This window comes from Sphingomonas sp. 4RDLI-65, assembly GCF_049472435.1.
Lineage (GTDB): Bacteria > Pseudomonadota > Alphaproteobacteria > Sphingomonadales > Sphingomonadaceae > Sphingomonas.
Genome location: NZ_JBCEBT010000001.1, coordinates 714,280 through 728,336 on the forward strand (window position 1 = coordinate 714,280; position 14,057 = coordinate 728,336).

Consider the following 14,057-nt stretch of genomic DNA (forward strand, 5'->3'; position numbering starts at 1 on the left):
ACTCTCGGACTTCGACAGCATCTGCACTACCCCGTAGGCTGCAGCCGCCCACCCGGTTCGCTCATCCCGTGCGCCTGTTCCTCGCTGTCGTCGGGCACCACCAGCGCGCCCTTCCGCCAATTCCCATAGCGATAATACCAGACCGCGATCGCCAGCGTCGCGAGCGACCCCAGCGGGAAGCTCCACCACAACGCATCCGCCCCGAGCCACGGCTTCGCCAGCAACGCAAAGCCGATCCGCACCGGGTACAGCGCGACGATCAACGCGATCAGCGGCGCGATCACCGCGCCGTTCGCGCGGACGGTCGAGAACAGCACCATCGTCATGCCGAACAGGATGAAGTTCCAGCTCGCGATCAGCTGGATATGCCGCGCGATCGGCAACGCCGGGCTGGTCGCGCCGATGAACAACGCCATCACCGGCCGATCGAACAGAATGACCACGCCAACCATCGCCCCGGTCAACGCGACGTTGAACAGCACACCATACCTAGAAATATCCCCCACCCGGTCCCAGCGGCCCGCGCCGATATTCTGCGCCGCCATCGAACTGACAGCCGCGCCGATCGCCAGCGCGGGCATCTGGATATACGTCCAGAGCTGCTGCGACACGGCATAGGCCGCCGCGGTATCGACGCCGAGCCGATTGACCAGCCCGACCATCGCGAGCCCGGCGGTCGACATGACGAGCATCTGCGCGCCCATCGGCAGGCCTTTCCGCACGATCGTGCCGGTCAGCGCGCGCTCGGGGATGAGATAGCGGAGTTCGTTGCCGCGGAGCCTCAGCGGCAGATCACGCCTGTAGATATAGGCAACCAGCCCGAGCAACGAGACGTGGCTGGCAACCAGCGTCGCGGTCGCCGAACCGGCGATTCCCATGCGCGGGAATGGCACGATGCCTGCGATCAACAGCGGGTTGAGCGCACTGTCGAGGATAGCGCTGAGCAGCATGAACCAAAGCGGCGTCATCGAATCGCCGGTCCCGCGCAGCCCCATCATCAGCAGCACCATCATCATCGACGCGGGCAACCCGAGGAAGATCACGCGCAGATACGCGAGCGCCAGCGGCATCGCATCGCCGGGCGTCGCGAGCAGGTGGAGGATCTCCGGCGCAAACACCCAGCCCAGCGCAGCGATCACCACCGCACCGCCAAGCACGAGACCAACCGCCGAACCAAACGCCCGACGCGCACCCTCCAGATCATGCCGACCAAAGCTCTGCCCGACCAGGATCGTCGCCGCCATGCCGAACCCGAACACTGCGCCGAACGTGAGGAACATGATGATGTTGGCGTTCGACGTCGCCGCCAATGCGCCCTCGCCAAGATAGCGCCCGACCCAGATCGCGTTGATCGAGCCGTTGAGCGACTGGAGGATGTTCGAGCCGAGCGTCGGGAGCGCAAACGCGAGCAGGGTTCTGCCGATATGCCCGGTGGTCAGGTCGCGCTGGCCGGGCTTGCCGCGGGGGCGGGTGTCGGGCTTGGCGTTAGCGAGTTCGCGAGGGCCTGCGCGATCGTCGACGTTGGATGGAAGGTCGCTCACACAGTCTCTCCGTCAGGCCGGTTTTTCCGGTATCTACCGGCGGACGGTCGGGCGCCCTCTCAGACTTTATGCCTAGCCGCGGAGCGGGCCCCGGAACAAGTCCAGGTTGACGGAGGGCCGACTGGCGAGAGATTGCAGCTTGGCCAGCCTTGCCGCGCACGAGCCCCCCCAAACCCGTCACCCCAGCGAAAGCTGGGGTATCTTAGTGGGTAAGAGAAACGGCCGCCCGATAACGGGGATACCCCAGCTTCCGCTGGGGTGACGGGTGGTTGGTTAGAGCGTGGAGATCTTCAGTCACGCATTCCCCTCCCGCTTGCGGGAGGGGAGCAGGTTAGCCCAGCCGGCCTAGCGCCGCCTGCAACCGCGCGGCCTCCTCGGCCTTGTCGGCGTGATCCGCCTTCGCCTTCTCCACCGCTTCCGGCTTGGCGCGCTCGACGAAGCTGGCATTGCCGAGACGGCCCGACAACGCGTCGCGCTCCTTCTCTGCCGCCGCGATCGCCTTGGTCAGGCGGGCGCGTTCGGAGTCGAGGTCGATCACGCCTTCGAGCGGCAGGACGAACGTCGCTTCGTCCACGACGACCTGCGCCGCGCCGCCGGTGGCTTCGCCCTGGGCATGCGTGACACGGGCGAGACGCGCGAGCGCCGGCGCCTGTCGCTCCAACCGCGCCAACGTCGCCGCATTCGCATCGCGAACGTGCAGCGGCAGGCGCGCGCCCGGCGGGACGTTCAGCTCATTCCGCGCGGTACGGATTTCCTGAACCAGGCGGATCAACCAGTCGACCTCCTTGCTCGCTTCGGGATCGAGCGACCGCGCATCCGCCATCGGCCACTGCGCCACGATCAGGTCGTGCTCGCGAGCACCCATCGCGTGCCACAGCTCTTCGGTGATGAACGGCATGAACGGGTGGAGCAGAACCAGAATCTGGTCGAGAACCCAACCGGCGACTGCCTTCGATTCGTCGTCGATGACGCCGCGCTCATCGCCCACCATCTGCGGCTTGATCAGTTCGAGATACCAGTCGCAGAAGCGGCTCCACGCGAACTGGTAGATCGCGTTGGCGGCGCCGTCGAAGCGGTAGTCGGCGAGCGCGATGTCGACCTGCTGGACGGTCGCGATCGTCTCGGCGATGATCCACTTGTTGACGGCCAGTTCCGCCCGCGGTGCCTCCAGCGTCGTGCTGGCGACGATGCCGTTGGCCTGCGCGAACCGCGCCGCGTTCCACAGCTTGGTGGCGAAGTTGCGATAGCCCTCGACGCGCTTCTCATCCATCTTGATGTCGCGGCCCTGGCTCTCCATCGCCGCCATGAAGAAGCGCAGCGCGTCGGCGCCGTACTGGTCGATCAGCCCCAGCGGATTGACGACGTTGCCCTTAGACTTCGACATCTTGGCGCCGTCCGCCGCGCGGACCAAGCCGTGCAGGTAGAGCGTGCGGAACGGCACCTCCTTCATGAAGTGCAGCCCCTGCATCATCATCCGCGCGTTCCAGAAGAACAGGATGTCGAAGCCGGAAATGAGGACGTCGTTCGGGTAGCGGCCATTAAGTTGGCCGTGGCGGTGTGCCCCCTCCCCGTTCGTGCTGAGCGAAGTCGAAGCACCGGTTGCGGAGGCAGCGCTTGTGGCTTGCCCTTCGACTTCGCTCAGGGCGAACGGGGGTTGGGTGCCGTCCCATCCGAGCGTCGCGAAAGGCCAGAGGGCGGACGAGAACCACGTGTCGAGCACGTCGGGATCGCGCGTGAGGCTCACGCCCTCGCCGGCCAAAGCCTGCGCTTCAGCCTCGGTCTCTGCCACGTATGGTGTACCGTCAGGTGCAAACCAGGCCGGGATCTGGTGGCCCCACCACAATTGCCGCGACACGCACCAAGGCTGGATGTTGTCCATCCAATTGAAGAACGTCTTCTCCCACGTCTTCGGGACGATATCGATCGCGCCGGTGCGCACCGCCTCGATCGCCGGCTGGGCTAGCGTCTTAGCATCCACATACCATTGGTCGGTCAGCCAAGGCTCGATCACCACGCCCGAGCGGTCGCCATACGGGGTCTGGATCGTGCGCGGCTCGGCGTCGTGCTCGACGCCCTCCTTGTCGACGTGCGGGATCAGGACACCGTCGGCTTTCAAGCGCTCGACCACCGCCTTGCGCGCCTCGGCGGTCGTCAGCCCGAGCAGTTCCTCCGGGATCAGACCGTCCGCGACCTGCACGACGCGAGCCTTCGCATCGAGCATGTTGAGCATTGCGCCCGCGGCCATGCCCGCCCGCTTGCCGACCTCGAAATCGTTGAAATCATGCCCCGGCGTGATCTTCACCGCGCCCGATCCGAGCTCGGGATCGGCATGGTCGTCGGCGATGATCGGGATCAGCCGACCGGTGATCGGCAGCTTCACCTGCTTGCCGATCAGATGCCTATAGCGTTCGTCCGACGCGTTCACCGCCACGGCCATGTCGGCGAGCATCGTCTCGGGCCGCGTCGTCGCCACCTCGATAAAGCCCGCCCCGTCCGCCAGCGGATAGCGCAGGTGCCAGAAGCTGCCTTTGATCTCGCGCGTCTCGACCTCGAGGTCGCTGATCGCGGTGCCGAGGCCCGGGTCCCAGTTCACCAGGCGCTTGTCGCGGTACAACAGCCCCTGCTTGTGGAGGTCGACGAACACCTTCAGGACGGCCTTCGAAAAGCCCTCGTCCATCGTGAAGCGCTCGTTCGCCCAGTCCATCGAGCAGCCCAGCCGGCGGAGCTGCTGCGTGATCTCGCCGCCGCTCTCTTCCTTCCACGCCCAGACCTTGGCCACGAACTCTTCGCGCGTCAGGTCGGTGCGCTTCTGGGGAGGGACGGCCGCGCCCATCTGGCGCTCGACCACCATCTGCGTCGCGATGCCGGCGTGATCGGTGCCGACCACCCACAACGCATCCTTGCCCTTCAGCCGCGCGTGGCGCGTCAGGATGTCCTGCAGCGTGTTGTCGAGCGCGTGGCCGATGTGCAGCGAGCCCGTGACGTTGGGCGGCGGGTTGACGATCGTCCACGGCTCGGCGTTCGGACGGTCGGGGCGGAACTGGCCGCTCGCCTCCCAATGCGCATACCAGCGCGATTCGATGGAGGCCGGGTCGAAGGTTTTGGGAAGCTCGCTCATGCGCCGAGCCTTAGCGAGCGTCTCCCGGCTAGGCCAGTGTCAGGTGCGCGCACCAGGTTTGTCTAGCACCTGCCGAATCCGCTCGTTCAGCTCGTTGCGCCGATACGGCTTGCGGATCAGCTCGAACGACCGACTGCCCTCGTCGATCGCCTCGTCGGCGAACCCGGTGGTCAGCAGCACCGCGGTATGCGGATAATCGCGCCGCACTGACTGCGCGAGCGCGACGCCGTTCATCCCGCCGGGCATGAGGATGTCGGTGAACAGCAGCTTGAAGTCCGAATCGCGCGCCAGCGTGTCGAGCGCACCGCGCGCGCTGTTGACCAGCACGACCTCGTAACCGAGATCCTCCAGGATCGTGCGCCCGAGTTCGCCAACTTCCGCCTGATCCTCGACCATCAACACCCGCTCGGCCCCACCGGAGCGCGGCGCGACCGGTGCCGAAGGCTTGCGTTCGACCGCGCCACTCGCGCGCGGAAAATACAGTGAAAATTCCGCGCCACCGGTTTCGCCGTTGCGGACGGTGGCGAGGCCACCCGATTGACGCATGAAGCCGTAGACCATTGCCAGCCCGAGCCCGGCGCCCTTGCCCATTTCCTTGGTGGTGTAAAACGGCTCGAACAGCTTGTCGGCGGTTGCGAGGTCGATGCCGGGACCGTCGTCGCAGATGCTGACGACGACATATTCGCCGGGTTCGAGCTTTGCGACGCTGGCATCCTCGGGCAGCACGGCGTTGCGCGTGGCGATCGTGACCTTGCCCGTGCCGCCGGTGGCATCGCGGGCGTTCGAAATGATGTTGAGCAACGCCATCTCGGCCTGGACCGGATCGACGCGGCAGTTCCACAGGTCGGCGGCGAGATTGCGCTTCAGCGTGATGCCGCTGCCGATGGTCCGCTCAAGGATTGCGCGGAAATCGCCGATCAGCTGGTTGAGATTCATCAACCGATCGCGCAGTTCCTGTTTCCGCGCGAAGGCGAGCAATTGCTGCGTCAGCGTCGCAGCGCGCGAGGCGGACGTCGAGATCGCGTCGACCGCGCGTCGGGCGGAGCGATCGTTCGCGTCGATCCGCGCGTCGAGGATATCGGCATAGCCCTGGATGACCTGCAGCAGGTTGTTGAAATCATGCGCGATGCCGCCGGTGAGCTTGCCGACCGCCTCCATCTTCTGGGCTTCGTGCAAGGCCTCCTCGGCCTCGCGACGGCGCGAGATATCGAGCTGGCTGGCGAAGAAATATTTGAGGACACCGTCGTCGCCGAACACGGGCGAGACGAACAGCGCGTTCCAGAAGGTCGAGCCGTTCTTGCGGTAATTAAGGATTTCGACCGCGACTTCCTCGCGCTTCTCGATCGCCGCGCGGACTTCGGCGACGGCGGTGCGATCCGTCTCGGGACCCTGGAGGAAGCGGCAGTTGCGACCGAGAATCTCGTCCTGCGAATAGCCACTCATGAACGAGAACGCCTCGTTGCAGAAGATAATCGGATTGTCTTCGCGGTGTGGGTCGGTGACGACCATCGGCATACGCGTGGTCTTCACCGCGGCAAAGAAGATATCGCTGCCGGTTTCTGCGGGCGAGATGTCGTTTCGGCCGTCGCGGCGCGGCGCGGGACGATCCGGTTTCTCGGCGGGCGTGATGGTCTCGGTATCGGACATGGGTAGCCAAACCCTGCATCGGGCGGCGTTGTTCCGTACCGGGTCGGTCGTCGGCGGATTCAAAACTTAACCAACCTCCCCCGTTAACGAAGGAGATCGTGGAATCGGTGGAATACCGGTCGGTTTGCGTCAACGAGGTCTATGGAGCGCCCGTCGCCGTTACGGCTGCTGGTTCATGATCTTGGCGATCTCGCGCGAGACCATGTCCTCGACCATGCCGGGCAGGTTCGCGTCGATCCATTCGCGCAGCATCGGCCGCAACATCTCACGGACCAGACCTTCGAGCGTTCCATCGCTGCTTGCATCGGGTTTTACCATCATACGCGTCAACGCTTCGAGTGGCGCGCGCGTTGCAGCGGCGGTCTCCCGCGACACAATCGGTGCCTCGGCCTGCTGTGTCGGCGCAGCAACGGGCGGCGCCTGCGGCTTCGGCGCTAGCTGGCGGGGCTCGGGTGCGGCATCAACGGAGGTCAGCACCGGCGATTTCGGCGTGCGGGGCGTACGGTCGGCCATCGGCATCGGGTCGCTCAGTTCGAGGATCTCGTCATCGTCCATGTCGTCATCGAGATACGGCGGGGCGAGATCGACGGGCGCCGACATCGTCCGCGACGGACGTCGAGCGCGACCGGGCGTATCCCCCTCTTCGGCGATGATGCGTTTGATCGACGAGAGGATTTCCTCCATCGACGGCTCGCCGTTCACGTCCCCCATCCGGACCATCCCAAACCCCGTAGCCGCGCAACGCCCCTATTGGCGGCTCGGCGCATCACTACCTGTGGTTAAGGCAGGGTTCCTGTCAACTGGCGTATCGAGCAAAGGATCGCGTTGCGGCTGAACGTGCGCGTCCTGAGCGGGGGATTGCGCGGTACGCGTAGCGATCGGTACCGGCTCGCCATCTCCACCGAAATCCCATATCTTGTGATGCACGCGCTGATAATTGGCGACTGGATCGTATAGCACGCCGCCGTCGAGCCCAAGATCGCGCGCCTCCGCCTGCCCCATCGCCGCCAGCAACGCGAAGCCTGCGACATACGCATCGCGGCGTGCAGTGACGAGCGTCACCTGGCTGTTGAGCAATTCCTGCTCGGCGTTGAGGATGTCGAGGATCGTTCGCGTACCGACGCTGTTTTCGGCACGGACGCCTTCCAGACTGAGCTTGTTCGCATTGACCGCGGTCTCGGACGACTGGATCACCTGCTCCGACGAGCGCCAGACGGCAAAGGCGGAGCGGGCCTGCGCGATCACGTTACGCTCGGTTGCGGTGACGTTTTCGATCGCGCGCGACTGGAACGCTTCGGCCTGGCGGACCTGCGCGGCAGGACGGCCACCCTGGAACAGTGGCAAGGTGAGCGACAAGCCTGCCTGCACCGCCTTGTTTACATTGGGAACCGTGCTGGCGCTGCCATCCGCAGTCGAGATCGATCCAAGATAATTGGTGTAGCTTGCACCACCTACCGCGCTGATCTGCGGCAAACGGCTCGCGCGCGCGACGCCGACATCGTAGCGGGTCGCGTCGCGTTCCTTGGCGGCGGCGATCAGCACCGGATTATTGTCGATCGCGACGGTCACCGCCGATGCCGGGCTGTCGGGCAGATGCGGCAGCGTCGGCGGGGTATCGAGCGTGCCGGCGGGCGTGCCGACGAACCGGATATAATTTTCCCGGCTCGAAATCAGCTGCGCCTCCGCCGACTGGAGCTGGGCGCGGGCAAGCGCAAGCCGCGCCTCGGACTGCGCGACGTCGGTGCGGGTGAGGTCGCCGACCTGGAAGCGATCGCGGCTGGCCTGCAGATTGACGTCGAGCACGCGGACGTTCTGCGTGTTGAGCCCGACGATCGCCTCGTCCCGGATCACGTCCATATACGCGGCGACGACATTGGTGAACAGGTCGGCCTCGGTGCCGCGCAGCGTCGCCCGCCCGGCCTCGACCCGAGTCTTGGCGGCGGCAACCGAATTGCGGACCTGCCCACCCTGGTAGAGCGGCACCGTCACATTGGCACGCGCGACGGCTTGGCGTGGCAGCGCGATGAAGCTGTTCGCCGCCGTAACGACGAACTCGGTATAGTCGCCGGTTGCACTGGCCGAGGGCAGTCCGGCAGCGCGCGCGATCGGGACATTTTCGTCGGTGGCGCGCAACGTCGCGCGCTGCCCCGTCAAGGTCGGGTTGGTGGTGTACGCCTTGACCAGTGCCTCACGCAGCGTCTCCGCACTTACTGGTGCAGTGATGCATACCAGCGCAACACCCAGGAGCAGGGGATGGAAACGAGCGGTGCGCGGCATGGCTCGGCTCAGAACTTGAAGGGTTTGGGCGCGTCGAAGCCTGGCAGCGCCACGCATTCAACGTCGACGAACGCCGCCAGCGCGAACCCGCCATCGGTTTTCCGTCCCGAGGCAAGCCGGGTCAGCCCGCGCTCGGCGATTCCGGCGACGACACGGCCTCCAGGGCTGATTTGCGCGACGAGCGCATCCGGTATCGATTCGATCGCGCCATCGACGATCAGTACGTCGTACGGCGCACTCGCCGCATGACCGTCCTGCATCGGCCCCTCGACCAGGGCGACATTGGCGACACCGGCCAGCGCGGTGCGCGCTGTCGCCAGCAGCGCCGGATCGCTTTCGACCGCGACCACCGAGCCGACGATCTCCGCGAGCACCGCCGCAGTGTATCCGGTCGCCGCGCCGATCAGCAGAACGCGGTCAGTGGCGGTCAGATAGGCCTCGGTGAGCAGCCGCCCAGTCGCCATCGGCAGATTTGCATAGCGGCCGCCACCCAGTGGTATCGCGGTATCGCGATAGGCGATCGAGCGGACCTCGACGGGAAGAAACTCTTCGCGGGGCACGCAAGCCATCGCCGCGACGACACGCTGGTCGTTGACCGCATTGGTGCGAAGCTGGCTGGCGACCATCGCGTGGCGCATGGTGGCGAATGCCGAGGCGGGGGTGCCGGTGGTGGCGGTATCGAGGGTGATCGTCGTCATGGCCCATCCTGTCGCACAGCTGTTTTACTTGTGCAATACACTAGTTGTCGTGTCGCCGTGATATCGTGCCGCCCGCCCGACGCCAAGCGCGCGTTTGATCCAAATCCGGCCAGCAGCGGAACGAACGCGAGGATGTCGAAGTGCGAGAGGGTGAAACAGGGGCGGGTCCCGAAGGGTGTCAGTAGCCTCCTATACCCCCGACGCGAAGAGGCGGCATGGAGGGTAACGAATGAGAAGGGCGTGTCGCGGTCGTCGTCGCCTGACCCACGATGTGACTGCCAGTGCTAGTCGGTCTCAGGAGGACGAGGCCCTCTGCCGGGATACCGCACGAAAGACTGTAGACGCCCCGCCCGCCCGTGTGACACCGAAGATGTCGCGGGCGGGACGTCGAGGGCGCATGCGGAAGTCCACGGCAACACCTCTGGGGCTTGTATAGCGAGCAAAGTGGCCGCCGTCCCGTAAAATGCCGTATCGCCTCGTATACCCCTGCTCCGGGGCGGCATTTCTCGGCATTGGTTGGGGTTAGGACCGGCTCAGAGGCATCGATCCAGAATATTTGCCCCGGCCGGGCAAACTCCCGGTTGACCCGACCGCGAAAACGAAGCATTTGCGCCGCCTTCACGCAATCGGGGCCCGATGGCGGAGTGGTGACGTAGAGGACTGCAAATCCTCGCACCCGGGTTCGATTCCCGGTCGGGCCTCCACCTTCGACGCTATGTCGAAGGATAGCAGATATTTGTGTGAAGCCACCCCGATCGACTAATACCGGCCGGCAAACGAGGCGGCTCCGGCGCTTGCGGACTTGCAGGCCGACCAGCGTGAGCTTGGAACGCAAATCTCGTCGGCGCACTATCCTAAGTTAAATTCCGCGCCTTCAGGAACACCCGTTTGCCGGACGCGTTTGCATTAGACGGCCGAACTGGCTGAATTTTTTGAAAGAGTGACCTATGATTAAGACCTGGATTCTTGGCGCGTCCGCGCTTGCGATGACCGCTCTGCCAGTTGCAGCAAGCGCAGCCCCCGCCACGCCGAACGCCGCGCAGTCGCTTTCGGTAGCGTCGTCGGTTCGCGCCGGTACGGCGACCAAGAAGTCGAGCAAGTTGGCCGGCGTGAGCATCGCCCCGCTTCTTATCGGTGTAGGTATCCTGGCAGGCGTGACGTATCTCATCGTCGATCACGAAGACGACAACTCCGACAGCAACTAATCGCGAAATGGGCCGGTAGATCCGGCCCATTTTTCGGCTGGCTGACGAATTGCCACGATATCGGTGTCACCGCTTCGATCGGGACTATCGATTTTCCATTCCGACAACCACCTGCGCGGACCGCTCCTTCCCTTCGACGATCGGGCAGGCGCCAGTTCCCGGGTAGCATCCCGTCTTTATGGCGGATGCCGCGCTGACTGAGCGCCATCGCTCAACGCACGGTGCCCGACGCGACAGGCCTCCTCCGGAGGATACGCCGCGGGCCAACTCGCTAAGATTCGGGGAAACGGCTCGCTCGAGAAAAGGGAATAACGCGCGCGAGCCGCAGTCCTGACACCTCCGCGCGGTCTTGGGGGCGCGCGGTAGGCCCGCAAACACTGCGCTAGCGCTCCAGCAGTATCAAGTGAAATTTTGAACATGAAGTATGCCGACCCGCCGTGGTGACGAGCCAGATTTGGTGGCGAGCCGACATACCGCGTATCAACCCGCCAGACGGCGAACGGATGCATGCCCAGATCTCTTGGATCATATTCCCGCGCTGGCGATAGCGGCCAGCGGCGTGCATTGGGGTCGTCAGATCAAGGCATCGAGCAGGCCGATCAGCGGTCGATCGGCGGGCGGCATGGGGAGCGCATGCATGTCGACAGGGCGGACCCAGCGCAGTGCGGTCGCCTCGATCGCGCGAGGCACACCGCTCCACTTGCGCGTCACGTACAGCAGCAGCAGCAGGTGACGGTCGCCCAGCGGCGCGCTCGCAAACGCGGCGGGCGCAAGGCAGGCATACGGCACCGCGATCGCCAGTTCCTCCTCCAGTTCGCGGATCAATGCCGTCTCGGGTGTCTCGCCCACCTCGACCTTGCCGCCGGGAAACTCCCACAAGCCGGCGAGCGACTTTCCCTCCGGCCGCTGTTGGAGCAGCACACGCCCCTCCACGTCGACCAGCGCGGCCGCCACGACCGGCAGCAACAGCGATGGGGCCGGAACGAGTCGATCGTTGGTCATTCTTTAATGCCCCGTAGGTAAGGTTGGCCCATGCGGCCTAAACTTCCCTTAAAGACCATCGTCCTGCGCACGCTAGCGAAAGCATGGCGGGAACCGCGCGGCGCGACGGCGATAGAATACGGCCTGATCCTCGCGCTCGTCGTTATCACGCTGGTCGTCGGGCTCGTCGCGCTTGCCGATTCGACGACTGCGATGTGGGGCCACGTCGAGACCAAGGTCGCCGAGGCTCGCTAAGGCTGCGTCTCCGAGTCCGCGCACGATCGCTGCCGGTCGGATTAGGGCCGAACAATCGACGCCCGCCTTAAGCCTTTCTCAACTCACCTCTCGTATCGCTCGGACTGCTGATCCGGTCCGTCCGGTCCAGCCGGGTGACACTGAAGCAATCGAACCATGGAGACCGGAATGAAGACGATTCGCAAGTTTCTCAAGAACAACAAGGGCGCGACCGCAATCGAGTACGGCCTGATCGCCGCGCTGATCGCCGTTGCCGCCATCGCTGCGATGCAGGGCCTGGGCAACAGCCTGAACAAGACGTTCAACAACGTTGCGACCCAGCTCAACAAGTAAGCGTACCGCGACTAACATCGCGGCAGATCAGGGCGGCTGGACTTCGGTTCAGCCGCCCTTTTTATTGGCCATCTTTTCCCATCGCCACTTTTTGTCGCACCGCCACAACGCTCAGAGGCGGCCCATCTTCAAGAACTTGGCCTGGCGATCCTTGCGCAGGTCGGCGGGTGCGAGCGACACGAGGTCGGCGAGCGCGGACGACAGCGCATTACCCAGCGACTCGATCGCGGTCGCGCGGTCGCGGTGCGCCCCGCCTAGCGGCTCGGTGACGATGTCGTCGATGACGCCGAACGCCTTCAGGTCCTGTGCGGTGATGCGCATCGCCTCGGCGGCCTCGGGCGCCTTGTCGGCGGTGCGCCACAGGATCGAGGCGCAGCCTTCGGGGCTGATCACCGAATAGACCGCGTGTTCGAACATCAGCACGCGGTTGCCGGCCGCAAGCGCGACCGCGCCGCCCGAACCGCCCTCACCTACGATCGCCGCGACGATCGGAACGCCGGCGTTGAGGCAGGCTTCGGTCGAGCGGGCGATCGCCTCGGCCTGGCCGCGCTCTTCGGCTTGGATGCCGGGGAATGCGCCGGATGTATCGACCAACGTGAGGATAGGCAGGCCGAATCGGTTGGCCAGTTCGACCAGGCGGATGGCCTTGCGATAGCCCTCGGGCTTGCCCATGCCGAAATTGTGGCGGAGACGGCTGGCGGTGTCGTCGCCCTTCTCGTGGCCGAGCACCATGATTTTCCGCCCACGGAAAGTCGCGAAGCCGCCGATGATCGCCTGATCGTCGCCGAATGCGCGGTCGCCCGCCAGCGGCACGAACTCGTCGAACAGCGCGGCGACGTAATCCTTGAAGTGCGGGCGCTCCGGATGGCGCGCGACCTGCGTCTTCTGCCACGGGGTCAGCCGGGCGAAGGTGTCCTTCAGCAGCTTGTCGGACTTCGCCTGCAGGCGGGCGATGTCGGCGGCGAGGTCGACGCCACCTTCGGCGGCGGTGTCGCGGAGTTCGTCGATCCGGCCCTGGAGTTCGGCGATCGGTTTCTCTAAGTCGAGGAAGCTTGGCATAGGCGGCGGTTACGGTGCGGGCGCGTCCGCGTCAACGAGGTGGCAGGTCTGCCAGCGGGTGACGCGTGTTGACCAGTTCGACCAGCCGGCTCGAATCGACGTGCGTGTAGATCTCCGTGGTGGCGATATCGGCGTGGCCGAGCATCGATTGCAGCGCGCGCAGATCGGCGCCCCCCGCCAACAGGTGCGTCGCAAAGGCATGACGCAGGACGTGGGGACTGACGCGATCGGGCGGGATGCCAGCCTCGGCGGCGAGCGTCTTGACGAGCTGGTACAGGCGGATGCGCGAGAGATGGCCCTTGCCCGAGGGGAACAGCCACAAGCGGTCGGTCGCGACATAAGTGCGCCAGAGCGCCACCGCGGCGCGCGCACGGTCAGAAATGGGCACGAGCCGCTCACGCCCGCCCTTGCCGCGCACGATCAGGAACGGGCGATCGGGATGGACGGCGCCCCGCGGCAGGCTGACGAGTTCGGTCGCGCGCAGGCCCGAGCCGTAGAGAAGCTCGAACAGCGCGGACAGGCGCAGGTCGTTGGGATCGAGCGGATCGCGCGCGGCGCGTTCGGCGATTGCGGCGAAGAGCCGATCGATGTCGGCATGGCTCAGTATTTTCGGCAACGGACGGGTCGTTCCGGGGCGGGGCAGCGCCTTGCCCGGATCGTCGGCACGGTGGCCTTCGTCGGCGAGAAACGCATAAAAACGCCGGAGCGACGCCGACTTTCGCCCGACCGTCGAGCGGGACAGCGTCGACCAGCCGCCCGCAAGGATCGCAAGCGCGTCCGCATTCGCGTCCACTAGGCGACCCTCGAGCGCCTGCGAGGCAAGCGTCAGGTCGCTGCGATAGGCGGCAACGGTGTTCGGCGCGGCCCCGGCCTCCGCCGTCATCATCTCGAGGAAACGGTCGATCAGCGCGCGGTCCTCGGCGTGGCTCACACCCGTGCCTTC

Annotated in this window: 12 protein-coding genes and 1 tRNA gene; 4 read left to right on the plus strand and 9 right to left on the minus strand. The window is 65.4% G+C overall.

The features are described 5' to 3' along the window. Nucleotides 1-26: 26 nt before the first annotated feature. From VH567_RS02990 to VH567_RS03015, 6 genes are all read right to left on the minus strand, one after another. A complete protein-coding gene (locus VH567_RS02990; RefSeq protein ID WP_423323044.1) occupies nt 27-1,541 on the minus strand; it encodes an MATE family efflux transporter in 1,515 nt (504 codons plus the stop codon). A 331-nt stretch (nt 1,542-1,872) separates the two neighbouring features. After that, nucleotides 1,873-4,659 (minus strand): valine--tRNA ligase, encoded by a 2,787-nt coding sequence (locus VH567_RS02995; protein WP_423323046.1) that lies wholly within the window; start codon nt 4,657-4,659, stop codon nt 1,873-1,875. A gap of 39 nt (nt 4,660-4,698) precedes the next feature. Next, nucleotides 4,699-6,306: a histidine kinase famiy protein gene (locus tag VH567_RS03000; RefSeq protein ID WP_423323048.1), complete on the minus strand. Its 1,608-nt coding sequence runs from the start codon at nt 6,304-6,306 to the stop codon at nt 4,699-4,701. A gap of 159 nt (nt 6,307-6,465) precedes the next feature. Next, nucleotides 6,466-7,017 (minus strand): DUF2497 domain-containing protein, encoded by a 552-nt coding sequence (locus VH567_RS03005; protein WP_423323705.1) that lies wholly within the window; start codon nt 7,015-7,017, stop codon nt 6,466-6,468. A gap of 36 nt (nt 7,018-7,053) precedes the next feature. After that, a complete protein-coding gene (locus VH567_RS03010; protein ID WP_423323050.1) occupies nt 7,054-8,583 on the minus strand; it encodes a TolC family outer membrane protein in 1,530 nt (509 codons plus the stop codon). An 8-nt stretch (nt 8,584-8,591) separates the two neighbouring features. Next, nucleotides 8,592-9,281 (minus strand): protein-L-isoaspartate O-methyltransferase family protein, encoded by a 690-nt coding sequence (locus tag VH567_RS03015; RefSeq protein ID WP_423323052.1) that lies wholly within the window; start codon nt 9,279-9,281, stop codon nt 8,592-8,594. A 630-nt stretch (nt 9,282-9,911) separates the two neighbouring features. On the opposite strand from VH567_RS03015, the gene VH567_RS03020 reads away from it, so the two are divergent. Both VH567_RS03020 and VH567_RS03025 read left to right on the plus strand, forming a co-directional pair. Further along, nucleotides 9,912-9,985, plus strand: a tRNA-Cys gene (locus tag VH567_RS03020). A 243-nt stretch (nt 9,986-10,228) separates the two neighbouring features. Further along, the gene (locus VH567_RS03025) at nt 10,229-10,486 is read left to right on the plus strand and encodes a hypothetical protein (protein ID WP_423323054.1); all 258 of its coding nucleotides are present in this window, start codon (nt 10,229-10,231) and stop codon (nt 10,484-10,486) included. Between the two features lie 573 nt (nt 10,487-11,059). On the opposite strand, the gene VH567_RS03030 is transcribed toward VH567_RS03025, so the two are convergent. Further along, complete coding sequence (locus VH567_RS03030) at nt 11,060-11,488, minus strand: (deoxy)nucleoside triphosphate pyrophosphohydrolase (RefSeq protein ID WP_423323055.1); 429 nt, start codon at nt 11,486-11,488, stop codon at nt 11,060-11,062. Nucleotides 11,489-11,518: 30 nt separating this feature from the next. On the opposite strand from VH567_RS03030, the gene VH567_RS03035 reads away from it, so the two are divergent. Next, nucleotides 11,519-11,722 carry a Flp family type IVb pilin gene (locus VH567_RS03035; RefSeq protein ID WP_423323057.1) on the plus strand — a complete coding sequence of 68 codons (204 nt, stop codon included), beginning with the start codon at nt 11,519-11,521 and terminating at the stop codon, nt 11,720-11,722. Between the two features lie 168 nt (nt 11,723-11,890). Further along, a complete protein-coding gene (locus tag VH567_RS03040) occupies nt 11,891-12,055 on the plus strand; it encodes a Flp family type IVb pilin (RefSeq protein ID WP_423323059.1) in 165 nt (54 codons plus the stop codon). Nucleotides 12,056-12,166: 111 nt separating this feature from the next. Here the strand turns inward: VH567_RS03040 and VH567_RS03045 are convergent, their stop codons facing one another. Both VH567_RS03045 and VH567_RS03050 read right to left on the minus strand, forming a co-directional pair. After that, nucleotides 12,167-13,114 carry an acetyl-CoA carboxylase carboxyltransferase subunit alpha gene (locus VH567_RS03045; RefSeq protein WP_423323061.1) on the minus strand — a complete coding sequence of 316 codons (948 nt, stop codon included), beginning with the start codon at nt 13,112-13,114 and terminating at the stop codon, nt 12,167-12,169. A gap of 31 nt (nt 13,115-13,145) precedes the next feature. Continuing rightward, nucleotides 13,146-14,045, minus strand: a complete 900-nt coding sequence (locus VH567_RS03050; RefSeq protein ID WP_423323063.1) for a tyrosine-type recombinase/integrase — start codon at nt 14,043-14,045, stop codon at nt 13,146-13,148. Between the last annotated feature and the right edge of the window lie 12 nt (nt 14,046-14,057).